This is a genomic window from Aeromonas sp. QDB68 (assembly GCF_027707405.1).
In the GTDB taxonomy this organism is placed as follows: Bacteria; Pseudomonadota; Gammaproteobacteria; order Enterobacterales; family Aeromonadaceae; genus Aeromonas; species Aeromonas caviae.
This window is the reverse complement of the sequence record NZ_JAPCIQ010000017.1, coordinates 12,398-35,343: the sequence shown is the minus strand read 5'-3', so window position 1 is coordinate 35,343 and position 22,946 is coordinate 12,398. Positions and strand designations below refer to the sequence as shown.

The 22,946-nt window shown below is 63.5% G+C and carries 21 protein-coding genes, 1 pseudogene and 1 other annotated feature; of the genes and pseudogenes, 6 read left to right on the top strand and 16 right to left on the bottom strand.

Annotated features, from left to right (window positions below):
• The first annotated feature begins 68 nt into the window (after nucleotides 1-68).
• From mobA to PG892_RS07840, 3 genes are all read left to right on the top strand, one after another.
• Nucleotides 69-683 (top strand): molybdenum cofactor guanylyltransferase MobA, encoded by a 615-nt coding sequence (gene mobA, locus PG892_RS07850; protein WP_103859141.1) that lies wholly within the window; start codon nucleotides 69-71, stop codon nucleotides 681-683.
• Nucleotides 680-1,429 (top strand): molybdopterin-guanine dinucleotide biosynthesis protein B, encoded by a 750-nt coding sequence (mobB, locus tag PG892_RS22620; protein ID WP_103859140.1) that lies wholly within the window; start codon nucleotides 680-682, stop codon nucleotides 1,427-1,429. The genes mobA and mobB overlap by 4 nt, the downstream gene beginning before the upstream one ends.
• 81 nt (nucleotides 1,430-1,510) lie before the next feature.
• Nucleotides 1,511-2,590: an FUSC family protein gene (locus PG892_RS07840; RefSeq protein WP_103859139.1), complete on the top strand. Its 1,080-nt coding sequence runs from the start codon at nucleotides 1,511-1,513 to the stop codon at nucleotides 2,588-2,590.
• A 286-nt stretch (nucleotides 2,591-2,876) separates the two neighbouring features.
• On the opposite strand, the gene PG892_RS07835 is transcribed toward PG892_RS07840, so the two are convergent.
• The 8 genes and pseudogenes from PG892_RS07835 to PG892_RS07800 all read right to left on the bottom strand — a co-directional run bounded on the left by PG892_RS07835 (nucleotide 2,877) and on the right by PG892_RS07800 (nucleotide 9,420).
• Nucleotides 2,877-4,250 carry an HD-GYP domain-containing protein gene (locus PG892_RS07835; RefSeq protein WP_103859138.1) on the bottom strand — a complete coding sequence of 458 codons (1,374 nt, stop codon included), beginning with the start codon at nucleotides 4,248-4,250 and terminating at the stop codon, nucleotides 2,877-2,879.
• A gap of 84 nt (nucleotides 4,251-4,334) precedes the next feature.
• Entirely contained in the window at nucleotides 4,335-4,892 is a 558-nt protein-coding gene (locus tag PG892_RS07830) for a DUF3332 domain-containing protein (RefSeq protein ID WP_103859137.1), read from the bottom strand.
• A gap of 143 nt (nucleotides 4,893-5,035) precedes the next feature.
• Nucleotides 5,036-6,331 carry a methyl-accepting chemotaxis protein gene (locus PG892_RS07825; protein WP_103859136.1) on the bottom strand — a complete coding sequence of 432 codons (1,296 nt, stop codon included), beginning with the start codon at nucleotides 6,329-6,331 and terminating at the stop codon, nucleotides 5,036-5,038.
• A gap of 202 nt (nucleotides 6,332-6,533) precedes the next feature.
• A pseudogene (locus PG892_RS07820) lies at nucleotides 6,534-6,997 on the bottom strand (GNAT family N-acetyltransferase).
• A gap of 60 nt (nucleotides 6,998-7,057) precedes the next feature.
• Nucleotides 7,058-7,513, bottom strand: a complete 456-nt coding sequence (locus PG892_RS07815) for a DoxX family protein (protein WP_103859135.1) — start codon at nucleotides 7,511-7,513, stop codon at nucleotides 7,058-7,060.
• A complete protein-coding gene (locus PG892_RS07810) occupies nucleotides 7,510-8,262 on the bottom strand; it encodes an HvfC/BufC N-terminal domain-containing protein (protein WP_103859134.1) in 753 nt (250 codons plus the stop codon). The genes PG892_RS07815 and PG892_RS07810 overlap by 4 nt, the downstream gene beginning before the upstream one ends.
• Nucleotides 8,255-9,097 (bottom strand): MNIO family bufferin maturase, encoded by an 843-nt coding sequence (gene bufB / locus PG892_RS07805; RefSeq protein ID WP_103859133.1) that lies wholly within the window; start codon nucleotides 9,095-9,097, stop codon nucleotides 8,255-8,257. Before bufB ends, PG892_RS07810 begins: the two co-directional genes overlap by 8 nt.
• A 59-nt stretch (nucleotides 9,098-9,156) precedes the next feature.
• Complete coding sequence (locus tag PG892_RS07800; protein WP_010673595.1) at nucleotides 9,157-9,420, bottom strand: BufA1 family periplasmic bufferin-type metallophore; 264 nt, start codon at nucleotides 9,418-9,420, stop codon at nucleotides 9,157-9,159.
• A gap of 298 nt (nucleotides 9,421-9,718) precedes the next feature.
• On the opposite strand from PG892_RS07800, the gene PG892_RS07795 reads away from it, so the two are divergent.
• Nucleotides 9,719-11,743: a BCCT family transporter gene (locus tag PG892_RS07795; protein ID WP_270825306.1), complete on the top strand. Its 2,025-nt coding sequence runs from the start codon at nucleotides 9,719-9,721 to the stop codon at nucleotides 11,741-11,743.
• A 160-nt stretch (nucleotides 11,744-11,903) separates the two neighbouring features.
• Here PG892_RS07795 and PG892_RS07790 read toward each other — a convergent pair whose 3' ends face one another.
• From PG892_RS07790 to PG892_RS07770, 5 genes are all read right to left on the bottom strand, one after another.
• Entirely contained in the window at nucleotides 11,904-12,284 is a 381-nt protein-coding gene (locus tag PG892_RS07790; RefSeq protein WP_049636634.1) for a hypothetical protein, read from the bottom strand.
• Between the two features lie 587 nt (nucleotides 12,285-12,871).
• Nucleotides 12,872-14,146, bottom strand: coding sequence for a threonine synthase (gene thrC / locus PG892_RS07785; RefSeq protein WP_052814833.1), 1,275 nt, complete (start codon nucleotides 14,144-14,146; stop codon nucleotides 12,872-12,874).
• On the bottom strand, nucleotides 14,143-15,123 hold the full coding sequence (gene thrB / locus PG892_RS07780; protein ID WP_010673589.1) for a homoserine kinase: 981 nt from the start codon (nucleotides 15,121-15,123) through the stop codon (nucleotides 14,143-14,145). Before thrB ends, thrC begins: the two co-directional genes overlap by 4 nt.
• A 13-nt stretch (nucleotides 15,124-15,136) precedes the next feature.
• A complete protein-coding gene (thrA, locus tag PG892_RS07775; RefSeq protein WP_041214768.1) occupies nucleotides 15,137-17,596 on the bottom strand; it encodes a bifunctional aspartate kinase/homoserine dehydrogenase I in 2,460 nt (819 codons plus the stop codon).
• 57 nt (nucleotides 17,597-17,653) lie between these two features.
• Nucleotides 17,654-17,787, bottom strand: a sequence feature (Thr leader region).
• 69 nt (nucleotides 17,788-17,856) lie between these two features.
• A complete protein-coding gene (locus PG892_RS07770; protein WP_103858900.1) occupies nucleotides 17,857-18,564 on the bottom strand; it encodes a tRNA/rRNA methyltransferase in 708 nt (235 codons plus the stop codon).
• A 194-nt stretch (nucleotides 18,565-18,758) separates the two neighbouring features.
• Here PG892_RS07770 and aceK point away from each other — a divergent pair, with 194 nt between their 5' ends.
• Nucleotides 18,759-20,486 (top strand): bifunctional isocitrate dehydrogenase kinase/phosphatase, encoded by a 1,728-nt coding sequence (aceK, locus tag PG892_RS07765; RefSeq protein ID WP_103858901.1) that lies wholly within the window; start codon nucleotides 18,759-18,761, stop codon nucleotides 20,484-20,486.
• A 102-nt stretch (nucleotides 20,487-20,588) separates the two neighbouring features.
• On the opposite strand, the gene PG892_RS07760 is transcribed toward aceK, so the two are convergent.
• The gene (locus PG892_RS07760; protein ID WP_039039356.1) at nucleotides 20,589-20,978 is read right to left on the bottom strand and encodes an META domain-containing protein; all 390 of its coding nucleotides are present in this window, start codon (nucleotides 20,976-20,978) and stop codon (nucleotides 20,589-20,591) included.
• A 166-nt stretch (nucleotides 20,979-21,144) separates the two neighbouring features.
• Here PG892_RS07760 and PG892_RS07755 point away from each other — a divergent pair, with 166 nt between their 5' ends.
• Complete coding sequence (locus PG892_RS07755; protein ID WP_103858902.1) at nucleotides 21,145-21,621, top strand: hypothetical protein; 477 nt, start codon at nucleotides 21,145-21,147, stop codon at nucleotides 21,619-21,621.
• Nucleotides 21,622-21,624: 3 nt separating this feature from the next.
• On the opposite strand, the gene PG892_RS07750 is transcribed toward PG892_RS07755, so the two are convergent.
• Entirely contained in the window at nucleotides 21,625-22,104 is a 480-nt protein-coding gene (locus PG892_RS07750; protein ID WP_048208766.1) for a putative 4-hydroxy-4-methyl-2-oxoglutarate aldolase, read from the bottom strand.
• Between the two features lie 107 nt (nucleotides 22,105-22,211).
• Nucleotides 22,212-22,610: a DUF3293 domain-containing protein gene (locus PG892_RS07745; protein ID WP_082180751.1), complete on the bottom strand. Its 399-nt coding sequence runs from the start codon at nucleotides 22,608-22,610 to the stop codon at nucleotides 22,212-22,214.
• Nucleotides 22,611-22,946: the final 336 nt, after the last annotated feature.

Here is a 22,946-nt window from a genome sequence, read left to right as displayed (position 1 = left end):
CCGCGCCCGCCTTGGCGCAAGATCCCGACACGCCCCTGTGGGCATCCCTTTGCGAGCAACGGAGCACCATGACCCCTTCCTCTTCCCCCGCTTTTCTCGTCAGCGGCGTCATCCTCGCGGGCGGTCGCGCCACCCGCATGGGGGGCGATGACAAGGGCTGGGTGCCCCTCGCGGGCACTCCCCTGATCCAGCACGTGCTGACCCGCCTGCGCCCCCAGGTGGACGAGGTGCTGATCAACGCCAACCGCGGCCAGGCTCGCTACCGGCAGCTTGCCCCCGTCATCGGAGACGCGCAGGCCGACTTCCAGGGGCCGCTGGCCGGCATGCTGGCGGGGCTGACGGCGGCCCGTCACGACTGGGTGCTGTTCGTCCCCTGTGACGGCCCCGCCCTGCCCCTTGATCTGATGACCCGCTTTCGCGCCGCCATCACCCCGGACACCGATCTGGTGGTGGCCCACGACGGGGAGCACCTCCAGCCCGTGGTCGCCCTGCTGCGCCGCGCCCTGCGCCCCTCCCTGAGCCAGGCGCTGGCGGACGGGGAGCGCAAGACCGGGGCCTGGTTTGCCCGCCACCGGATGGCGGTGGTGTCCTTTGCCGATCTGCCCGACGCCTTCGTCAACCTCAACAGCCCGAGCGATCTCGCCGCCTGGGAGGCGAGGCTGCGGGAAGGGGGCGCGCCATGAGCCCCCTGCCCCTGCTCGGCTTCGTCGCCTGGAGCGGCACCGGCAAGACCACCCTGCTGGAGCGCCTCATCCCGCGCCTGGTGGCACGCGGTCTGCGCCTCGGGGTGCTCAAGCACACCCATCACGCCTTTGACATGGACCAACCCGGCAAGGACAGCCACCGCCTGCGCCAGGCGGGCGCCACCCAGGTGATGGCGGCCTCCGACCGGCGCCACGCCCTGATCCGGGAGACCCCGGAGGGGGAGCCCCCCTTCGAGGCGCTGCTGGCCCGCTTCGATACGAACGCCCTGGATCTGCTGTTGGTCGAGGGGTTCAAGCACAGGCGCTTTCCCAAGGTGGAGCTGTATCGCGCCGCCATCGGCCGGCCCCTGCTCTTCCCCGATGATCCTGACATCGTCGCCCTCGTGTGCGACGCCCCCCAGGCCACGACCCTGCCCCGGTTCTCCTTCGAGGATCTGGAGGCCATCGCCGACTTCATCTGCGCCCGGTTGCCCCCGCACGAACCCCGTCAGGCCCCGCCGCCCCTTCGCCTCTGCGCCCGGCTGCTGGCGGCCCTGCCCCCATCGGCAGAACAGGGCGTTGTGCCCGGCTTGCTCAGTCAGGACGAGGCGGGCACCCTGCTGGTGCGCCCGGTGGATGGGGGCCACGACAGTGCCAACTGCCGCATCGAACGGGCGCCGGGTAGCGCGGCCCTTCCCCCCGGCGAGCGGGTCATGGTGCGCCTGCCGACAGGTGCGCCCGCATGAACCGGGGAAACGACGCAGGTCAAGGCGAATGCCATCCCCCTTGCTATCCTCACAACCCTGACCCGAGATAAGAGAACGCCCTTGCGCCTCAATGCCCCGCTCTCCCGCTTCGATCTGCTCATCTATGGCCGCTACCGCCTGGTCCACGGCCTGCGCATCGCCCTGGCCTTCACCCTCACCTTCCTGCTGACCCGGGAGCTCAAGCTGCCGGAGAGCACCTGGCCCCTCATCACCCTGGTGGTGGTGATGGGCCCCATCTCGTTCTGGGGCAACGTGCTATCGCGCGCCCTGCAACGGGTGGTGGGCACCGTCTTTGGCGCCGCCTGCGGGGTGGTGGCCCTCTATCTGGAGCTCTACTCCCTGCCCCTGATGCTGGCCTGGTGCTGCGCCATCATGTTCCTGTGCGGCTACCTGGCGCTCGGCAAGCGCCCCTATGTGGGGCTGCTCATCGGCATCACCCTGGGGGTCATCGTCGGCGGGGTGCCCGGGGACATCGAGACCGCGCTCTGGCGCAGCGGCGACGTCATCCTGGGGTCGGTGCTGGCCCTGCTGTTTTGCAGCATCTACCCCCAGCGGGCCTATACCCACTGGCGTCTGCAGATGCACGACACCCTGCAGCAGGCCGGGCGGCTCTACCACACCCACCTCTCCCCCAACGTGCTGGAGCGCCCCAAGCTCACCCGAAGCCATGCCCGCCTGCTCGCCAAAATAGTCAGCCTGCGCCCCCTGCTGGCCCCGGCGGTCAAGGAGACCCGCCTTGGCAGCCCGCTGTTCGAGGCGACCCAGACCACCCTTCGCAACAGCGTCTGCACCCTGGAGATGCTGGCCAACACCTATTGGCGGGATCGCCAGAGCCACTTCCTGATGCAGAGCCACCCGGGGCTTCGCGCCTGCCAGCAGGCGACGGAGTCGGTGCTCACCGAACTCGCCCTCATACTCAAGAGCGGCGATACCACGGCGGCCGACCAGGCCATCGGCCGCCTGCAAGCCGCCGCCGCCCGGCTCGATGGGGACGCAAGCCAGGCGCCAGGCCAGGGACACGACCCCACTCTTGGCGGCTACCTCTGGCTCAATCTCCATCTCATCGAGCAGCTCGCCCACCTCCATCGCCTGCTGGGGCTGGTGCTGCAACCCTATGCCAAGCCCTCGACCCGCCCCTGATCGCGCCGCCTGCAACCGCCCACAAAAAAGCCCCGCCGATGCGCAATGCTGTTCAGATAAGCACTTTTTTGACTGATTATTCATAAATTGGATTTGAGTTGAGGGGGCAAGGCTGTGTCCAGTCGATCTTCCTCCAGCCTTTATCCAGCGGGGCTTGCAATAGAAAGAGGGAGGCATCATGCCTCCCTCGATTTTTTGTCCTGATACTACGTGGACTGGAACTCAAATTCTCTTAAGTGAACAGCATTGCCGCCGATGCGGGGCTTGCTTGTCTCGGGCTCGCGCCTTAGCTTGCACGAGCCAGGGGCTGCTCGGGAGTGAGGTAGAGGGAGAAGTCCTCTATCCCCGCCTTCAGGGCGACAAAGCAGTCGGGGTCGATGGCCGTCCCCAGGTTTTCCGCCATCATCTCCAGGGCACGCGGCACCGGGATGGCATCCCGATAGGGGCGCTTGGCGGTGATGGCATCGAAGATGTCGGCGGTGGTGATGATGCGCGTCTCCAGGGTGATCGCCTCCCCCTTGAGCCCCTTGGGGTAGCCCTTGCCGTCGAGTCGCTCATGGTGGGCACCAGCCACCAGGGCAAGTTCCTCGAAGGCGCCGATGCGGCCCAGGATCTCCTCGGTGTAGGCGGCATGCATCTGCACCGCCGCCCACTCCTGCTCGTCAAGCTTGCCCGGCTTGTCGAGGATGGCGTTGCTCACCCCGAGCTTGCCCACATCGTGAAGCAGGGCACCCCGCTTGAGCCAGCGTCGCCGTGGCTCGGACAGCCCCATCTGGGCGGCGAGGATGTCGGTATAGAGCGCCACCCTGCCGCTGTGCCCCGCGGTATAGGGGCTCTTGGAGTCCACCACCTGGCCGAAGGCCGCAGCAATCTCATCCAGATAATCCTCATCCAGCGCCACCTCCCCCTGCCCCGCCGGGTGGGCGAAGACCCGCTCCACCAACGCGGGATCCGCCAGCCCTTGCCAGAAGGCCTCGTCTGCCAGCGCCTCGAAGGCGCTGACCAGGGCGGGATCAAACCAGTTGCCGCTGCGCTCGCGCAGCTCCCTCATCGCCGCGTCCGGCCCGGCGGCGGCGTGAAACACGTCCACCACCTGACAGAGCAGGGCGATGCGGGAGAAGAGCGGGATGGCCTCCCCCGCCAGTTGTTGCGGCCGCCCTTTGCCGCTCCAGTGCTCATCCAGGGAGAGGATCCCCTGGGCCACCTCGTCGCTGAAACGCAACTGGCGGGCGATGTCCGCCCCCCGGTGGCAGCGGGTCAGGATCAGCTCGTTGGCTATCTGATCCCCGTTGCGAAAGATGTGGAACAGGCTGCGAAAGCGGCCCAGCAGATCCGCCTGCAAGCCGGTGTGGCCCAGCACGAAGTTGACCACCTCGGAGAGGGAGCCATCCACCAGCTTGAAGTCGCGCTTGAAGTGAAGATCGTCGGTGAGATAGAGCTCGCAGATGCGGGCGGCATTGCTGCTGCACCCCAGATCCTTGAGCAACAGAGTGTAGTAGAGGTCGTGGCGCTGCCGGGCATCCAGTCCCAGTTGCTCCCCCAGACGAGAGCCTATCCAGCAGCAGCGGATGCAGTGGCCTCTCGGCTGCCCTTCCGTCATGTCCAGGGCATGACTGAGAGAACCAATCAGCTCTGCCAAACGCAACCCGTTTACCGTCATAGCCCACTCCCTCTACATCGGGGCGTACTTGCCCGCAGGCATGTATAGCATTTGTCGGGAGTAAAGGATCAGGGGCGCGACAAATTATGCCTGCACCGCTCCCCGACTTGCCGCCGCATCGCGCTGCTCGCGGCTCAGGGTCGAGACCAGTCTGTCGTCCAGGTAGAGATCCAGTCGCTCCCCGCGCATCTCTCCCCGCATCAGGCTGCGCTGACCGTCGATGTAGTGGATCTCCATCTGGGCGGTGCGCTCGTCCGGGTAGCTCACCTGTACCTCGCGCACCCCTTGGGGCAGCAGGGCCAGCGGCACCTGGTTGAGGGCAGGATCCAGGTGCTGGTTCACCTTGATGATCGCATCGCTCTTCTGATCCACCAGGGCGGGCGACTTGCCGGTAATGGGGTTCTTGCCGGACCAGAATTCGATGGTGTTGAACACGAAGAGATCCGCCGTGGCCGCCAGGCCATAGACGGGGGAGAGCAGCACGAAGACGCCGGCACGGCCGTAGCGGTTGTCCACCACGCTGAGGTTGCCCTTGGTCACCATGGAGGAGAGGCCCATCTGGCCCATGCAACCACCGAGCCCCAGGCTCGCCCCCACTCCCAGCAGCAGGGCCAGTGCCCTGCCTCTCTGTCGTACTGCCATTGTTGTCTACCTCTCAATAAAAAGGAGGCGGCAGCCTAAACAAGGGGGCCGGGCGGCACAATGACGAAGGGGGGCCTTATACAGCCAGGGTTCAGCCTGGCCGTCCGATCGCTCACTCTGTTGGCAATCTTGCGGTCAGCCCCTCAGATGGAGAGGGCGGACACCGTCTGGGAGACCCTGTCCGCCTCCTGGTGGATCTCGCTCATCAGCTTGTCCACCCCGGCGATCTGCTGCTTGCCGAGTTCGGCGCTGCCCGCCACCCCGGCCATGTCGTCGGTCACCCTGGCGGTCAGCTCGCGGTTCTTCTGCACCACCCTGGCGATCTCGTCGGTAGAGAGCGACGTGCGGGCGGCCAGCTGGCGCACCTCGTCCGCCACCACCGCAAACCCGCGCCCCTGCTCACCCGCCCGCGCCGCCTCGATGGCGGCGTTCAGGGCCAGCAGATTGGTCTGATCGGCGATGGCGCTGATGGTCGAGACGATGGCCTCGATGCTTCTGGACTGCTCGTTGAGCTGGCCGATGAGGGCGATGGCCTCATCCACCTGGGAAGCGATGAGGGAAGAGGTCTGCACCACGGCGCGCAGCAGGCCCGCCCCCTCCTCTGCGCTGTGCAGGGTCTCCTGGGCGGTGCTGTGGGCCAGGCGGGCGGCCTCCCGGGTGGCGTGGTTCTGCTCGATGCGCGCGGTGATGTCGCTGGCGAACTTCACCACCCGCACCACCTTGCCGCTGCCATCCCGGATGGGGTTGTAGGTCGCCTCCAGCCAGACGGCCTGCCCCCGGCTGTTGTGGCGCATGAAGAGGCCGGATTTGAACTGACCCCGGGCCAGTTCTTCCCAGAAACGGGGCTGCTCGCGCAGGAAGGTTTCGTCACAGAAGATCCTGTGGTGCCTGCCCGCGATCTCACTCAGGGTGTAACCCATGACGCTCAGGAAGTTGGCATTGGCATGGATAATGTCGCCGTTCGGGGTGAACTCGATCATGGCCCGGGAGCGGTCCAGTGCCTCGGTCAGCGCCTCGAGCCGCCCAAGCCGCTGGTGCTGTTCGGTGACGTCGCTGGCAATCTTGAGTACCCGGGTCACCCGGCCCTGGTGCTTCACCGGGAAATAGGTCGCCTCCAGCCAGCGCGTCTCCCCCTGCCGGTTCACGCGCTCGAAGGTGCCTGACTGCACCTCTCCCTGGGCCAGGCGGCGCCAGAACTGGCGATAGTCACCGGACTCCCCCCAGGCCCTCGGACAGAGCTGGCTGTGGGGCTGCCCAATCAGTTCGGCGGCACCATATCCCATCAGGGCCAGGAAAGGGGTGCTCGCCTCCTGGATGATCCCCTCCGGGCTGAAGATGACGGTGGCGGCACCCGCCTTGATCGCCTCTATGATGCCCTGCTCCTCGTCGAGCCGGGTCTGGCATGCCTGCAACTGCGCTTTGAGCTTCTGATTGAACATGACACTTCTTCCTCGTTGACCATCCCCATGGGCACCACGGCCTCACCCACAGAGGGTATCGGCATCGCCAGCGCCGACATAAGTGGTCAGACGACTGAAACGAATGGGGCGCGCAGTGTATAGAAAAGCGGCGATGCCGCCAAGGGCTCCCAGTACGCAGCCCTTGTGAAAGAGGATCAACCCGGTGCAGAAAAAGAGGAGGCTAACGGGCAGGTACGCACTCGAGGCAGGCGGGATTGGCGGCAAAGCCGAACCGTTCGTAGATAGCGCGCCCATCACTGCTGGCATGGAGCCACAGCTTGCCCAGTTGCTGCTCGCGGGCATACGCCACCATGGCCACCAGCAGGGCGTTCGCCATTCCCCGTCTGCGCCAGGCCGGCCGGGTGTAGATGTTGAGCAGGTACCCTTCCCGCCCCGCCAGATTGCCCGGGTAGGGCGGGCGCACGAAGAGTGCCAGGGTGGCGCACGCCACCACCTCGCCCTCCTCCTCCACCACCCAGCTACGGGCGCTGCCCTCTCCTGCGCCTGAATGAAGTAGGCCTGCGTCGCCTCCCTGAGGACCGGATCCTCATCGGGCCAGGCAAGTTCCCCCACCTCGCAAAAGAGCGCCATGCGCAGTGTCGTCAGGGCAGGAATATCGGCCGCCAGGGCCTCGCGAACCTTCATCTCTTCTCCTTTGCATTCCTTTCCCACCCGTCAGTCAGGCAGGGCTCGTGTGCGGCCACCTTACGCCGGAGGCGAGCGACGGGCAAGGAGCCAGCTGTCGAGCCCCAGGGGGCCCGCCCCCCACACGGCCAGGGTCAGCAGCATCCAGCCCCACAACTGGTGATCGTGAAAGCCCCCCGCCCAGAGGGCCGGGTAGGAGATGACCGCCATGGCGTTGAAGCCAAACAGCAGCAAGGCGACCGGACGGGTGAAGAGGCCCGCCAGCAGGAAGAGGGGCAGCAACAGCTCGGTCGCCGTGCCCGCATAGGCCGCCCACTGCCAGGGCAGCAGGGGCACCTGATATTCGAACTCGAACAGATAGAGGGTGCTGTCCCAGGCCGTGAACTTGAGCCAGCCGGATCGCAGAAAAATGGTGGCGACCCAGAGCCTGGCAAGCAGCAACAGGCCACCGCTGCACCAGGGCAAGATGCGTTCAACAAGGGGGCCAAGGGGCCTGGCAAGGGTTTGCGTTGTCATGGGGCAAGCTCCAGATCGACCAGCAGGTCGAGGGTGATGAGGGGGGCCAGGTGTTCGGCCATGGCGGGATCCTGAGCCAGCAGGCTGGCCAGCGGCCTGCCCTGCAGGCAGCCTTGCAGCAGACGCCAGGCGGCGGCATCCAGGGCAATGGGGTCGACCCGGTGTCCGGGGCGTTTCTTGAGTGCCAGGGAGCAGACAGCATCCAGCTCCCTGACCGTCTCACCGCCGTGCAGGGCCATCTGCCAGAGCGCCAGCACCGGATGGGGGCTCTCCAGGAGTTGCAGATCGCAGGCAGGATGCAGCACCAGCCGCTCCCAGTGGTCAGGGGTCATGGCGGCAAGCCGCTCGGCAGGCCAGCGCCGCGTCTCTGGTGCAAGCAGCGAGACCCGCTCCAGCCCCCACTCGAAGCGGGCCAGATCCCCGAGCCAGGGCAACGCGGCCGTGGTGGGCAAGCGTGCCAGCCAGTCGCCAAAGCCCTCCCCGTAGTCCATGACGCTCCCCTCCTCCAGAGGTGCCGCCAGCACGAACCCTCGTGCCGCAGCCTCAAAGAAGGTCTCGCCAACCATGGCGCGTACCGCGGGGTAGCTGCTGGCGAGCACCTCGGTGAGGCCGAGGATGAAGTTGTTGCGATAGATCTGCAACAGGGCGTCGGGGGCAAAGCGTCCCGGCTGGATGTGCCCGAGGATGGCATCATCCTGGCCGAGCAGACCGCTCGCAAAAGCGCGTTGCAGGGAAGCAAGCTCAGACATGGGCGGCCTCCCTGGATGTTTGCTGCGCCGCGCTCAGGATCTCGCTGGCACGCTGCGCCTCTCCCAGCAGCACCGGCAGCGGGGGGATCGCCAGATCCCATTCAATCAGGGTGGGGATGGCACGCTGCTGGCAGACCTGCTCGTAGAGCGCCCAGACGGGCTCGGCCACGGGGGTGCTGTGGGTGTCGATATAGAGGGGCCCCTGAGGCAGGTGCTTCTCGGTAAAACCGGCCAGGTGAATTTCGCCGACCGTGTCGAGGTCGATAGTCGCCAGATAGTCGTCCACCTCCAGGCCGTGATTGACCGCGCTCACATGGAGGTTGTTGAGATCGAGCAGGACGCCGCAGCCGCAGCGCCCAGCCAGCTCGGCCAGAAACTCGGCCTCCCCCATCTCCCCCGCCAGTTGCAGGTAGGAGGAGGGATTCTCGATGAGCAGTTGTCTGCCCAGTGTCTGCTGCACCCGATCTATCTTGTCGCTCATGTGCAAAAGAGCGGCCCGGGTGTAGGGCATGGGCAGCAGATCGTTGAAATAGCGCCCGCCGATGCTGCCCCAGCTCAGGTGCTCCGACACCCGCACCGGCGAGATGGCCGCCACCAGGGCCGCCAGCTGGCGCAGGTGCCCGGCATCGAGAGGATCGGCGGAGCCCAGCGACATGCCGACTCCGTGAAGGCTCACGGGGTAGTGCCTCGCAAGCTCCGCCAGCACCTCAAAGCCCTGGTTGTGGCGCTCGAAGTAGTTTTCGCTGTGTACCTCAAGCCAGCCCACTCCGGGCAGGGTGTGGCGGATCTCGTCGTAGTGCGGGGGGCGTAAACCGATACCGATCAAGGGGTTCATGGCTGGGCTCTCAATAGATAGGGCCATGATGTGGCGGGCGCCACACCATGGCATGCGGCTTACTTGGGTTGCAGGGACCCGCCAGCGAGCTTCTCGCACAGCCCCTTGGGCACTACCACGAAGGCATCCCCCTGGGCATCCATCTTGGCGGTGCCGGCGCAGGATCCGCCCTTGGTGGCGCAGTCGTTCTTGCCCGCCTTGACCACGCCGTAGCACTTCTCCTTGTCATCCGCAGCCATGGCCGGCGCGGCGATGAACTGGGCACCCAGGGCCAGCAGACCCGTCATGGCAGAGGCGATGGCAGTACTCTTTTTCACGTTCATGTCTCTATTCCTTGTTGTCGAGAGTGATGTCTCCGGCGCATCTCATCCGGCTACGTTCAATAGAACCGGACGAGGGGAGAAATGATTTCCCAAAAAACGGCATCAACTCGCTATTAACAAACAAGAAATCGGTAACCATCTGATTTAAAGGCATAAAATACGATGAAAAAAACAGGACGACGAGTGCCTCCCCCACGGTGCTCATGGCCGTTGACCCCGTCACTCGCCATCCACCCCTTGTCTGCTTTGCACCCGAGGGGCCTATAGTGTCTTGAGTCCTTCCACCCAAAGGTGTCCCATGAACGCTCCTCGCCCTCCCAGATGCACCCTGTCGCTGCCCATCTTCATCCCCGGCCTGCTCTTCATCCTGGCGTTGCTGGCCATCTGCTCCCTGGCCCCTGAGGCCGCCGCCCGCTTCTTCGGCAGCGGCCAGAGCTGGATCGCCGAGCATTTCAGCTGGTTCTATGTGCTGGTGGTCGGCATGTTCCTGATCCTGCTGCTGGTGATCGCCTTCAGCCACTACGGCAACATTCGCCTGGGGCCGGACGACGCCCGCCCCGAGTTCAGCTTCACCTCCTGGCTCGCCATGCTGTTCGCCGCCGGCATGGGTATCGGGCTCATGTATTTCGGGGTGGGCGAGCCCATGAGCCACTACGTCTCGCCGCCCCAGGCGACGCCCCTGACGCCGGTGGCCGCCCGCGAGGCCATGGTCACCACCTTCTTCCACTGGGGCTTTCACGCCTGGGCCGTCTACGCCATCGTCGGCCTGGTGCTGGCCTACTTCGGCTTTCGCTACAACCTGCCCCTGACCATCCGCTCCGGCCTCTATCCCATCTTCAAGGAGAAGATCCACGGGCCGCTCGGCCACGCGGTGGACGTCTTCGCCCTGGTGGGCACCATCTTCGGCATCGCCACCACCTTGGGCTATGGCGTGATGCAACTCTCGGCGGGGATCACCCGCCTCACCGGCATGGACACCTCGGGGGAGCTGTTTCGCTTCGGCCTCATCGGGGTCGTCATCACCCTCGCCGGCATCTCGGCGGTCACCGGTCTCGACAAGGGGGTGAAGCGCCTCTCCGAGCTCAACCTCTTTCTCGCCATCGTGCTCCTGCTGTTCGTGCTGGTGGCCGGCCCCACCCAGTACCTGCTGGGAGCCCTCTCGGAGAACATTGGCAACTATGTCTCCTCTTTAAGCCAGCTCACCTTCCGCACCTTCACCTACAGCGAGACCCGCCAGGCGGGCTGGTTCAGCAACTGGACCCTGCTCTACTGGGCCTGGTGGATCTCCTGGTCCCCCTTTGTCGGCCTCTTCATCGCCCGCATCTCCCGCGGACGCACCCTGCGCGAATTCATCCTCGGCGTCCTGTTCGTGCCCACCGCCTTCAACCTGCTCTGGATGACGGTGTTCGGCAACGCCGCCATCTGGGCCAGCCAGCATGAGGGGGGCACAAGCCTCATCGACTCGGTCGGCAACATCGACACCCTGCTGTTCAACTTCTTTGACCTCTTGCCGGGAGCGGACATCACCTCGGCCCTCGCGGTGATCCTCATCAGCGTCTTCTTCGTCACCTCCGCCGACTCGGGAGCCTTCGTCATCGACAACATCGCTACCCAGGGCAAGGAGGGCTCACCGATCTGGCAGCGCCTGTTCTGGGCTCTGCTGCTCGGGGTCACCGCGGGTACCCTGATGAGCACAGGGGGGCTGGCGGCACTCCAGTCCATGACCCTCATCGCCGCACTGCCGTTTGCCTTCATCATGGTGCTGCTCTGCCTCGGACTCTGCCGCGGCCTTGTCGCAGACAAGGAGCACTCGGCCAGGCGCCTCTCCCCCGCCACTGACTTCTGGAACGGCAAGCAGTGGCGCACCCGGATGGATCACCTGCTGCGCCCCTCCACCGAGCAGGAAGCCCGCGCCTTTGTGGACAAGGTCGCCCTGCCCGCCCTGACGGCCCTGAGCCAGGAGTTCGCTGCCCGGGGCATCACCAGCCGGGTCGAAGAGGATGGGCCGGATCAGTGCCATCTGCTGGTACCCCAGCAAGGTCGCCGGGACTTCTGCTACGGGGTGCGCATCGAGGCCCGCCCCGCCCCCGCCTTCAACCCCCTGGAGGCGGCCCACAACCACGATCCCGAGGCCCGCATCTTCGAGCCCATCACCTATTTTGCCGATGGCCGCGCCGGGTACGACATCCAGTACCTGACCCGGGACGAGCTGAGTGCCGACGTCTTGCGCCAGTACGAGCGCTATCTGGTGCTGAGCCAGGACGAGGGGCAGGATCTGCTTAGCAGCGCCCCCGAACATACCCAGCCAACCCAGGGAGAGTGATGACCAGGCAGGGATCAAGTTAGCTCCCCGCCCGGAGCTTATGGCCGGGCACACTGGCGGCGAGGGCAGCCCCCACCACCCATCACAACAGAGAAAGGGGCCCCAGGGCCCCTTTCTCGTCACTGCCTCAACCAGCGTTGGTGTCAGAGCCTCAACCGGCTCAGGCGGTTTTCACGCACTTCTGGATAAAGCTGTTCTTGGCCGCCCCGGCGAGCTTCTTGTCCGCCGCCGCCTTCTCGCACTGGGTCGCCTTGTCGGCGGCCCCGTCCGTCTTCAGGCACTTTTGAACGAAGCTGTTCTTGGCCGCACCGGCCAGCTTCTTGTCGGCGGCCGCTTTCTCGCACTGGCTTGCCTTGGCACTGGCAGAGGCATCCTTGACGCACTTGCCCACAAAGCTGGTCTTGGCGGCGCCCGCCAGCTTCTTCACCGCCGCCTGGGCCTCGCACTCTTGCTGCGCGCCAGAGGTCGCGCTCTGGGCTACCCCCATTCCCATGCCCATGACCGTCACACACAGACTCAACACCATCAGGATCCGCTTCATATGTCACACTCCCATTGTTCTATCCATTGTGATTGGCCCCCACTCACGCGGGCCAAACGAGGCACCCTCGCCTCGCTGCACTATAGTCCCCCCTCCCCGTGACAACAAAATGCCCCTTCCTTCTCGACAACCCCCTCCTTGCCCCCGCTCCGGCCACCCGGCGCCTTCACTTCAATTGTTGAGCTGGCGCAAAAAATCCAGTCATTCCCTGCGGTTGCGTCAACTTTTGACTGGTTTGCGTATGAGGCTTGAGGATATGCTGGCCATTCGGCGCCTACTGCACCATTCGGGCCCCGCCCGCTGGTTAATGGAGCGCATTGGAAGCTGTAATCCACGGGCGGTAGCGTGGGTTTTGGTGGCGTTACGCCTTGGGAAAGTGCGAACAAGTATCCCACGAACAAAAAATGAAAATTTTAGTCATTTAATATCAATGGGTTACCAGTAAATGCTCTCGTGCCATATGACTTATTCGCACCTTCCCTAGGGAGTAATGGGCCACCGATACGAAATACCCTTCATCAGATGATAATAAAAATCCCCCGTTACCGGGGGATTTTTATTTCTATCGGTTATCTCAGCTCAGCTACTTACCCCACCAAAAACGTCCTTAACCGGGCAAACTCCGCTGGCAAATTAACAGAGAGCAGCGGCAACTCGGCGTGCTTGGCGAGCGGGCCCGGCAGCGGCACATCCAGATTCAGGATCTCGTCCACCGACTCCTTGAATTTGGCCGGATGGGCGGTGCAGAGGAACACACCGACCTCGTCTTGCCCAAGCTGCTCGTTCAGCAGATCCCAGGCAATCGCCCCGTGGGGCTCGCACAGGTAATCCAGCTGATGCAGGCGCTGCAACGCATCCCGGGTCTGGGCATCGTCGCGCATCCCTGAGCCCAAGGTTTCCAGCGCCCAGCCCTTGCGACGGCACAGCTCTTCCACCCGCGGCCAGTTGTTGGGGCGGCTCACGTCCATGGCGTTCGACAGGGTTGCCACCGTCTGGTGCGGCTCCCACTGGCCGGTTTTCAGGTAGCGCGGCACGGTGTCGTTGGCGTTGGTGGCGGCGATAAAGCGCTTCACCGGCAGCCCCAGCGCCTTGGCGATGAGACCCGCGGTGAGGTTGCCAAAGTTGCCGGACGGCACGCTGATGACCGCCTTGGCGCGATCGGCTTTCGGCAACTGGGCCACGGCTTCGAAGTAGTAGCAAACCTGGGCCAGCAGGCGGCTGATGTTGATGGAGTTGGCGGAGTTGAGGCCGATGGCGGTCTTGAGCCCTTCATCGTCGAAGGCATCTTTGACCAGCGCCTGGCAGGCATCGAAGTCACCGTCGATGGCGAGGGTGCGGATGTTGCCGCCGAGGGTGCAGAAAAGCGCCTCCTGCAAGGGGCTTATCTTGCCCTTGGGGTAGAGGATCACCACTTCAATCCCCTCCAGGCCGTAGAAGGCGTGGGCCACGGCGGCGCCGGTGTCGCCGGAGGTGGCGGTGAGAATGGTGATCTTGTCATTGGTTCTGAACGCAGCCAGACACTGGGCCATGAAGCGGCCGCCGAAATCCTTGAACGCCAGGGTCGGGCCGTGGAACAGCTCGAGGGCATAGGTGCCATCTTTGAGCTTCACCAGAGGCGCCGGGAAGGTGAAAGCGGCGTCGATAAGCTCGCTCACCTTGGCAGCCGGTACTTCGTCACCCAGCAGGTGGCTCAGGATGCGGGCCGAGCGCTCGGCCAGCGGCAGATCCAGCAGGGCATCCACGTCGGCCAGCGGCTCCAGGGTCTCTGGGAAGAAGAGCCCCTGCTCGCGGCCCAGACCCTGACGCACCGCCTGCGCGAAGCTCACCTGTTCACTCTTGTCCTTGATGTTGTAAAGATTCATAGCTCGCTTCCTGTTACCCGTGCCCCGGCCATGTCCAGTTTGCAGACCCGGGCAAATCCATCTTCATTGCGCACGAAGTGCGCTTCCATCCACTCTTTCATGCGTTCGGCCTGGGCCAGATCCTTCATCACCACGAACACGGTGGGACCGGACCCCGAGATGCCGGTGGCCAGCGCCCCGTTCTGGGCCCCCTGGGCCCGCACCTCGTTAAAACCTTCAATCAGGGCCGCGCGATAAGGCTCGGCGATGACGTCTTTCAGGACGCTGGCGGCCAGCCCTTCCTGGCGGCTGTAGCTGGCATGCACGAAGGCGGCCAGCCGGCGGCCATAGGTGAGGCAGTCCTGGCGGCGATACTGGGCCGGCAGGATGGCGCGGGCGGCGGCGGTGGAGACCACGGTGCCCGGGTAGCAGACCACCCAGTACCACTCGTCAAACACCGGGATGCCCTGGCTGATGACGCCCCCCTCCTCCAGCACCAGCTGCATGCCGCCCAGATAACAGGGCGCCACGTTGTCGTAATGGACGGAGCCGGAGATCTTCCCTTCCATCTCCCCCATCAGCAGCAGCAGGTCGTGTTCATTCAGGGGCGCACCGTGGAAGGCGTTGAGCCCTTCCAGCGCCGCCACGACGCTGCAGGCACTCGATCCCAGGCCCGAGCCCACCGGCAGGTTCTTCTCCAGCACCATTTCCAGCGGCTTGAGACCCAGGCCGCGCTTCTCCAGCGCCTCGCCATAGGCGACCCAGCAGTCGTGGAGGATGTTCTTTTTCGGGTCGTCCGGCAACTTGTGGGCGTAACGGCCCACGGAAGAGAGAGCGAAAGGCACCTCTGCCGATTTGACCTGGACGCGGTCACCCAGCAGGGAGCCATCCACGGGGGCAAGCGCCGCCCCCAGGACGTCAAAGCCCACGCTCAGGTTGGCGCTGGAGGCCGGGGCATAGGCCACCACGCTACCGCCGATTTCTACATTCGGGTTCATCTCTGAACTCATGTTACAGCTCCTGCTTCCAGTTCTGGGTGCGCAGCACATCGGCGAAGACACCGGCGGCGGTCACTTCGGTCCCTGCGCCATAGCCGCGCAGTACCAGGGGGATGGGCTGGTAATAGGTGGAGAAGAAGGCGAGCGCGTTCTCCCCGTCTTTTACCTTGAACAGGGGCTCGTCACCACCCACCGCCTTGATGGCCACCTTGCACTTGCCACCCTCGATGGAGCCGACGTAACGCAGCACCTTGCCTTCACGCTGGGCCGCCGCGAACTGGTCGCGGAACCAGCCGTCGGCCTCGGGCAGGCGGGCCATGAAGGCCTCCACGTCGCCGCTCACGTCAAAGCCCGGCGGCAGTGCCTGCTCCACCTCCACATCGGAGAGCTCCAGCGCCATGCCGGCCTCGCGGGCCAGAATGAGCAGCTTGCGAGCCACGTCCATGCCGTTCAGGTCATCGCGGGGATCCGGCTCGGTGAAGCCGTTGCCGCGGGCGATCTGGGTGGCCTCGGAGAAGGCCATCCCCTCGTCCAGCTTGCCGAAGATGAAGGAGAGCGACCCGGACAGGATGCCGTCGAAGGCGCGCAGCTTGTCACCGGCCTTGATGAGGTTTTGCAGGTTCTCGATGACCGGCAGGCCCGCGCCCACGTTGGTCTCGTACAGGAACTTGCGACGGGTCTGGCGGGCGGTGCGGCGCAGCGCCTTGTAGTAATCGAGCGACCCGGTGTTGGCCTTCTTGTTCGGGGTGACCACGTGGAAACCTGCCCCGAGGAAATCGGCGTACTGGACGGCCACGGCTTCGCTCGAGGTGCAGTCGACGATCACCGGGTTGATGAGGTGGCTCTCTTCCACCAGCTTCTTCACCGCCTCCAGGCTGAAACTGCCCTGGGCTTCCACCAGCTGTTCACGCCAGTTGGCGAGGGCCAGACCATCCTTGTTGACCGCCATCTGGCGGCTGTTGGCGATACCCACTACTCGCAGGCCAGTGCCCTGCTCGGCCAGTACCGGCTGCTGGCGGGCAATCTGATCCACCAGGGCCGCACCGACGCCGCCCACCCCGACCACGAAGAGATCGATGAACTGCTGGCTGCCAAAGAAGTTCTGGTGACACGCCTTGATGGCTTCCGCCACCTTGCCGGAGCGCACGACCGCGGAGATGGAGCGCTCGCTCGACCCTTGTGCGATGGCGACGATGTTGATGGAGGCCTGGGCCAGGGAGGTGAAGAAGCGCGCCGCCATCCCCTTGGAGGTGCGCATGCCGTCACCGATGAGGGAGATGATGGCGAGATCGGTCATGATCTCGAGCGGGTCCAGCAACTGGTTCTTGAACTCCAGCTCGAACTCGCGCTCCAGCACCTTGCGGGTCTTGTCGCTGTCGTAGCTGTGGATACAGAAGCTGACGCTGTACTCGGAGGACGACTGGGTGATCAGCACGATGCTGACCCCGGCGCGGGAGACGGCGGAGAAGATACGACCGGCCATGCCTACCATGCCCTTCATGCCGGGACCGGAGACGTTGAACATGCACATGCCGGAGAGATCCGAGATGGCCTTCACCTTCAGATCGTCATCCCCCTGATCGACCCCGATGAGGGTACCCGGACCCTGAGGGTTGAAGCTGTTCTTGATGAGGCAGGGAATGTGGAACTGGGCCACGGGGGCGATGGTCTTCGGGTGCAGCACCTTGGCACCGAAGTAGGAGAGCTCCATCGCCTCTTTATAGGAGAGGGTTTTGAGCAGGTAGGCATCCGGTACCAGGCGAGGGTCGCAGTTGTAGCAGCCCTCCACGTCGGTCCAGATCTCGCAGCACTCGGCATCGACGCAGGCGGCCAAGACGGCTGCGGAATAGTCGGAGCCGTTGCGGCCCAGCAGCACGGTCTCGCCCTTGTCGCTGCCACCGGTGAAGCCCGGCATCAGGTAGAGACAATCAGAGCGCAGGCCCTTGGCGGCGAAGCGCACCCGGGAAGCTTCGATGTCCACATGGGCTTCGAGGTAGCCGCCATCGGTGACCAGCAACTGCTCGGGCACGATGAGATCCAGCTCGAGGCCGCGCACCCGCAAGAGCTCGTGCATGAAGGCGATGGAGAGGTTCTCGCCACGGCTCAGGATGCGGGCCTGGACGTTGTCCGGGCACAGCCCCAGCAGACGGATACCCTGCATCAGCCGCTCGACCTGATCCAGTTCGCTGGTCAAACGAGCCTGCAGCGCCTTGTCATCCAGCGCGGGATAGGCGGCCTTCAAGCCGGCCAGCAGGCGGGAGAAGATGCCGTTGATCTCGAACAGGGTACTGCTTGCATCCATGCCGCGACTGGTCTGTTCCACCAGGGCGACCAGGTGATTGGTCACCTTGGCCGGTGCCGACAGCACCAGGGCCACCTGGGATTGGCCATGGGTATTCACCGCGATATCGGCAACCCGCAAGAAACGCTCTGCGTCGGCCAGTGACGACCCGCCAAATTTCAACACTCTCATCGCTATCTCCCTGTATTCCCTGCAAATTGATCTGCTAATAGGTCTAAAAACAATCCAACAAAAAAGGCCCGTACTGGGTGGGTACGGGCCTTTTTCTGATTTCTGTGCTTGTTCGTCAGCGCATCAACCGGCCCCAGTGCCACCTGTGGTGGTACCGGTAATAATGGTGGTGGTGATGATGTTGGTGAATAGCTGCATGACGAACACTCTTGAACGAATCTGGTTGTTAGCAATACCGCGCCCGGCGAGGGGCTGTCAACCTAAACCTCCTTGCCAAACTTGCGGGCAAGGTCTTTGCAGAGCAGATGGAGCATATTGAGATCCCGCTGCGGCAGCATGGGCACTCGGTCCATCACCCATTGATGCAGTTTTTCATCCTGCGAAACTCCGAGTTCACCAAGTAATTCTGCTGTTTTTGATTTCAGCACACGAACCTGCCCGGCACTCTCGAAATTTTCTGCTACGTCCTGCTCGTCGCTCACTTTCTGGTCATCGAGCAGCGGACTCAGCTCATAGGCATACAACATGATCGCCTGACCCAGGTTCAGGGACGGGTATGAGACCTTGAGAGGCAGGTAGCTGATGAGATCCACCTGGGCGAGCTGTTCGTTGGAGAGCCCGGACTCCTCGCAGCCAAACACGATGGCCACCTTCTCAAGGGAGGGCTTGGCCCGGATCTGGTCGCGAATGTCCGCCGGGGTGAGGTAGTGCTGATAGCGGCCGCGCTGGCGGGCCGTGGTGGCGACCACCAGATCCATGTCCGCCAGGGCCTCTTCCAGGGTGTCGAAGGCTTGGGCCTCCGCCAGGATCTCCTGGGCACCGTGGGCGACCCAGCTCGCCTCCTCCTCTTCGTGCACCCGGCTCCCCACCAGTCGCATGGCATCGAAGCCCATGGTCTTCATGGCGCGGGCGGCCGCCCCCACGTTCGCCGCGCGAGCGGGGGCCACCAGTACAAAATAGAGTTTCATCGGGTTTCTCCTGAACAGGGCCGATGCCGCGAACTGCAGCAAACCGCCGGCAAAACAGGGGCGCAATCTACCGTTTATCCCCGAACATTGCCACTTGAACAGATGTTTGGATGTTGCCATAGTGGCCGGACGAGTGAGCCCCTTGCCTACCGGCACAGACGCCATGGGCCCGATACATCACAAGGAAGAGAGAGATGCAGCAGCCATTGGAACAGGCGGTCGCCGAGACGATCTTGCAGCGTTTCGAGTCGTTTTACAGCCGCTTTCTCGAGATAACCCAGGGCAGCAAGAGCCGCTTCGAGAACAGCGACTGGTTGGGAGTGCAGCTCGCCGGGCGCGAGCGCATTCGCCTCTATGATCATCACGTCGGCGCCACCACTGCCCTCATCAAGCAGATGATGGGGGAGCAGCTGCCGACCCAGGCCCTGCTCAAGCAGGTGAAAGGCGCCTTCAGCGATCTCCTGCCCCGCTGCGAGAACTTCGAGGTGGCGGAGTCCTTCTTCAATTCCGTCTATCGCCGCATCTTCCGCCATCGCAACATCCGCGACGAGAACCTTTATATCCACCCCTTCGTGAGCCGGGGTGACAAGCCTGACCTGGGATCCTTGCTGCGTATCTATCGCACCGATCTCTCCCACCTGCCCCAGACCCTGAGCCAGCTGCTCGGGGATTACAGCTTCACCCTCCCTTTCGAAGACAAGCAGCGGGACATCATGGATATCCACCGCCATCTGGCAGAGAGCGGCCCGGCCATCCTGCACGAGGAGCCCTTCGCCATCGAGCTGCTCAGGGAGGTGTTCTATCGCAACAAGGGAGCCTATCTGGTGGGGCTCATCCGGGTGAAGGGAGAAGTCTATCCCTTCATCCTGCCCTTGCTCAGCACCGGTCAGAGCATCTATGTGGACACCGTCATCTTCGAGCCGGAGCTGGCTTCCATCGTGTTCGGCTTCGCCCGCGCCTACTTCATGGTCTATGCCCCGGTGCCGGCGCTCTTTGTGGCCTTCCTTCGCCAGATCATGCCCCGCAAGCCGGACTATGAAATCTACAACGCCATCGGCTGCCAGAAACACGGCAAGACCGAGCTCTATCGTCACTACCAGCAGCACCTGGCCCAGAGCCGGGAGCAGTTCGTCATTGCGCCCGGCATCAAGGGGATGGTGATGAGCGTGTTCACCCTCCCCTCCTACGATGTGGTGTTCAAGGTGATAAAAGACGAGTTCACCCCGCCCAAGGAGGTGAGCCACGAGCAGGTGAAGGAGAAATACCGGCTGGTAAAACAGCACGATAGAGTGGGCCGCATGGCAGATACCCAGGAGTTCACCAACTTCGAGTTTCCCCTCGATCGCATCTCGCCGGAGCTGTTGGCCGAGCTCAAGGCTGTGGCGCCTTCTGCGCTTACCCTCACCGCCGACAAGCTGGTGATCAAACACCTCTACACCGAGCGCAAGATGATCCCGCTGAACCTCTATCTGGATCAGGCGGACGAACAGCAGACCCGCCTCGCCCTGGAGGAGTACGGCAACGCCATCCGCCAGCTCGCGGCGGCCAACATCTTCCCCGGCGACATGCTGTTCAAGAACTTCGGGGTGACTCGCCACGGCCGGGTGGTCTTCTACGACTACGACGAGATCTGCTATATGACGGAGTGCAACTTCCGCCAGATCCCGCCGCCGCGCTACCCGGAGGACGAGTGGAGCGCCGAACCCTGGTATTCGGTGGCACCCAACGACATCTTCCCGGAGGAGTTCGCCACCTTCCTGCTGCAAAAACCCCAGGTGCGGGAGATCATGATGCAGTTGCACAAGGAGCTCTTCGATGCCAACTACTGGAAGATGCTGCAGAGCAACATCAAGGAGGGGATGTTCGAGGATGTCTATCCCTACCGGCGCAAGAAGCGGTTTCGCTTCCAGCGAGGGGGATGACCCGGCATCAGGCACAAAAAGGGACGCCATGGCGTCCCTTTTCACATTCTTCTGCACGCTGGCGCAGGGGCCGCCTGCGACAGCCTTTGACGAGATCCCGGCTTATTTCACGGCGTCAAAGGTCAGCAAGGTGGCCTTGTCGGCATCCTTGAGTACTAGCTGTTTGCCGCTGATCTGGAAGCTCGCCACCTTCTCCAGGGTCTGCAGGTAGTTCATCTCCTTGCCGGCCAGATCCCCCGCACACATCATGCGCGTCGAACCCATGGCGCCCAGCGTCAACACGCCGTCACCCTGCTCTGTGATGCCGCCAAAGTAGCGGTTGCAGCCGCCCTTGCCCGCCACCTTGTCACCGGCGACCTGCAGGGTGAAGGTATCACCGCTCGCCCCTTGCAGTTGCCAGGTCGATGCCTGCAATTGTGCCAGCGTAGAGCCCGTAGTCATGGCGCAGCCTCCCAGGGCCAGAGCGGCCAGCAGGATCAGTTTGTTGTTCATCAGTTCACCTCGTGATGGAGCGTGTCGTAACGACACGGAGTGAGGGGCCTGTGTGCCATGACTGCGGCGTCAATCAAAACTCTTTTATTGTGATCGGGGTTCCCTTTACTCCCCGCTGGCATGTGCCATGCTTGTAGTCCTGTTCGGACCCAGGGAGGGGAAACGAATGGTCAAGTCTCTCGTCATCGCAATGGCATCCAGCCTCGTCTTTTCGGCTCAGGCCGCCGACTGGAGTTTTCTCCAGACCGAATCGGACAACCCGCTCTACGTCAAAAGCTATTCCGGCGTACTGCTCGGCAACCAGAGCCATCTTGGCGACAACTTCGACCTCTGGCTCATCAATACCGGCTACCAATACCCGCTTCAGGATGACATCAGCCTCTACATGGAGGCCGGCCCCGCCATCGGTCCCCAGAGCGGGCAGGCCGGGTTCAATATCAGCTCTGGGGTGCGCTATCGCCTCTCCCCGTCATTCAACATCGGCAGCCAGCTCAAGCAACTGGAGGTGAGCAAGGCCAGCACCCTGGTTGAGCTCAACAGCAGCCTGCTGGTGACCCCCTCCCTAGCCATCACCGCCAATTACGGACTCAGTGCCTTCAGCACGGAACACTTTCTCACTCTGGGAGTGGGCTTCAACTTTTGAGGTTCAGAGGAGCCTGGCGCCGCTCACCAGCACACCGTTGAGATCGGCGTAGACATAGTCGCCGGGCGCTATGGTCACACCGGCAAAAGAGACCACGGTGTCCAGCGTGCCCAGGCCCCGTTTTTCGGTCTTGACCGGGCAGGGGGCCAGGGCCTTGACCCCCAGCGCCAGGGTCGCCAGCGTCCCCACATCCCGCACGGCACCATTGATGAGGATCCCCTCCCACCCCTGCTCCACCGCCTTGATGGCCAGCTGATCCCCGAGCAGCGCCCGACGCAGGGAGCCGCCCCCGTCGATCACCATCACCTTGCCATGGCCGGGACGATTGACCAGATCACGCACCAGGCTGTTGTCTTCAAAGCAGGAGAGGGTCACGGCCTCGCCGTAAAACAGCGCCTTGCCACCATAGTCCTGAAACAGGGGGTCAGCGATCCTAAGGGCATCGCCATGTTCATCGCAAAGGTCGGGCAGCAGGTCCAGCATGATCATCATCCTTCCATGGAGTGAAATGTGTCCGCTCATTCTTTCATCATGTCGGGGCGCTGACAATCCACCGGCCGGGTGCCCTGTGCGGATGGCGGGGGGCCATGTCAGCCCGAAGGCCTGAGCCGCCAGCGGGACGCAAGCGCCCCCAGATGACAGGGCGGCCCTTCCAGCAACACGGGCACCAGCCAGAGCTCTCCTTCACGCACCCAATAGAGGGCATTCTGGCCAAATCGGGCGGCCAGCCGGATCGCCTCTGGCAGCGAAAGCGGCAACAATAGCGACGCCTCCTGCCAGCGCTCATCCTCATCGCTCCCCCAGACCTCTCCCATGACGGGACACTCACCCACTTGCCGGACAAGGGCTCGCTGGCGACGGGCATTGCGGCGCAGCCCCACCCACCGGCTGGCCGGGTTCCAGGCCGTGACAATGGCATAGGCTGGGCAGCTGGGAGGCGCAAAGGGGGCGATGAAGCACACTTTTCTGTAGTTTTCCCACAAAGTCATGTCAACCACATGTTACATCCCATTACATTTATTAAGGGCGAAAAAGCGGGTCAGCCCAAGTATGATGCAGCGAACTCGGGGATTGACTTATATCAAAGCTGAGTTAAAAAGTTGCTATCTGACGGCAAAGAGTGTTGTTATGCGCCTGTTAACTGATAAAATGCAGCAACTTTTGTAATGGACTACCTCTCCGGGCTTCTCTTGTTCAGACTTGTTGAGAGCCCATGTACGGCACAGGGATGCTTGCCGACATAGTTACCAAATTCGCGATGATTCGACCTGATATTCATACCCAGGATGACGTAATAAATTTTCAGGACCGGTCGGATAACGCCA

Coding starts and splice junctions, on each gene's coding strand:
- mobA (WP_103859141.1), top strand. CDS start 69: ATGACCCCTTCCTCTTCCCCCGCTTTTCTCGTCAGCGGCGTCATCCTC.
- mobB (WP_103859140.1), top strand. CDS start 680: ATGAGCCCCCTGCCCCTGCTCGGCTTCGTCGCCTGGAGCGGCACCGGC.
- PG892_RS07835 (WP_103859138.1), bottom strand. CDS start 4,250: ATGACGGTAAACGGGTTGCGTTTGGCAGAGCTGATTGGTTCTCTCAGT.
- PG892_RS07830 (WP_103859137.1), bottom strand. CDS start 4,892: ATGGCAGTACGACAGAGAGGCAGGGCACTGGCCCTGCTGCTGGGAGTG.
- PG892_RS07825 (WP_103859136.1), bottom strand. CDS start 6,331: ATGTTCAATCAGAAGCTCAAAGCGCAGTTGCAGGCATGCCAGACCCGG.
- PG892_RS07815 (WP_103859135.1), bottom strand. CDS start 7,513: ATGACAACGCAAACCCTTGCCAGGCCCCTTGGCCCCCTTGTTGAACGC.
- PG892_RS07810 (WP_103859134.1), bottom strand. CDS start 8,262: ATGTCTGAGCTTGCTTCCCTGCAACGCGCTTTTGCGAGCGGTCTGCTC.
- bufB (WP_103859133.1), bottom strand. CDS start 9,097: ATGAACCCCTTGATCGGTATCGGTTTACGCCCCCCGCACTACGACGAG.
- PG892_RS07800 (WP_010673595.1), bottom strand. CDS start 9,420: ATGAACGTGAAAAAGAGTACTGCCATCGCCTCTGCCATGACGGGTCTG.
- PG892_RS07795 (WP_270825306.1), top strand. CDS start 9,719: ATGAACGCTCCTCGCCCTCCCAGATGCACCCTGTCGCTGCCCATCTTC.
- PG892_RS07790 (WP_049636634.1), bottom strand. CDS start 12,284: ATGAAGCGGATCCTGATGGTGTTGAGTCTGTGTGTGACGGTCATGGGC.
- thrC (WP_052814833.1), bottom strand. CDS start 14,146: ATGAATCTTTACAACATCAAGGACAAGAGTGAACAGGTGAGCTTCGCG.
- thrB (WP_010673589.1), bottom strand. CDS start 15,123: ATGAACCCGAATGTAGAAATCGGCGGTAGCGTGGTGGCCTATGCCCCG.
- thrA (WP_041214768.1), bottom strand. CDS start 17,596: ATGAGAGTGTTGAAATTTGGCGGGTCGTCACTGGCCGACGCAGAGCGT.
- PG892_RS07770 (WP_103858900.1), bottom strand. CDS start 18,564: ATGAAACTCTATTTTGTACTGGTGGCCCCCGCTCGCGCGGCGAACGTG.
- aceK (WP_103858901.1), top strand. CDS start 18,759: ATGCAGCAGCCATTGGAACAGGCGGTCGCCGAGACGATCTTGCAGCGT.
- PG892_RS07760 (WP_039039356.1), bottom strand. CDS start 20,978: ATGAACAACAAACTGATCCTGCTGGCCGCTCTGGCCCTGGGAGGCTGC.
- PG892_RS07755 (WP_103858902.1), top strand. CDS start 21,145: ATGGTCAAGTCTCTCGTCATCGCAATGGCATCCAGCCTCGTCTTTTCG.
- PG892_RS07750 (WP_048208766.1), bottom strand. CDS start 22,104: ATGCTGGACCTGCTGCCCGACCTTTGCGATGAACATGGCGATGCCCTT.
- PG892_RS07745 (WP_082180751.1), bottom strand. CDS start 22,610: ATGACTTTGTGGGAAAACTACAGAAAAGTGTGCTTCATCGCCCCCTTT.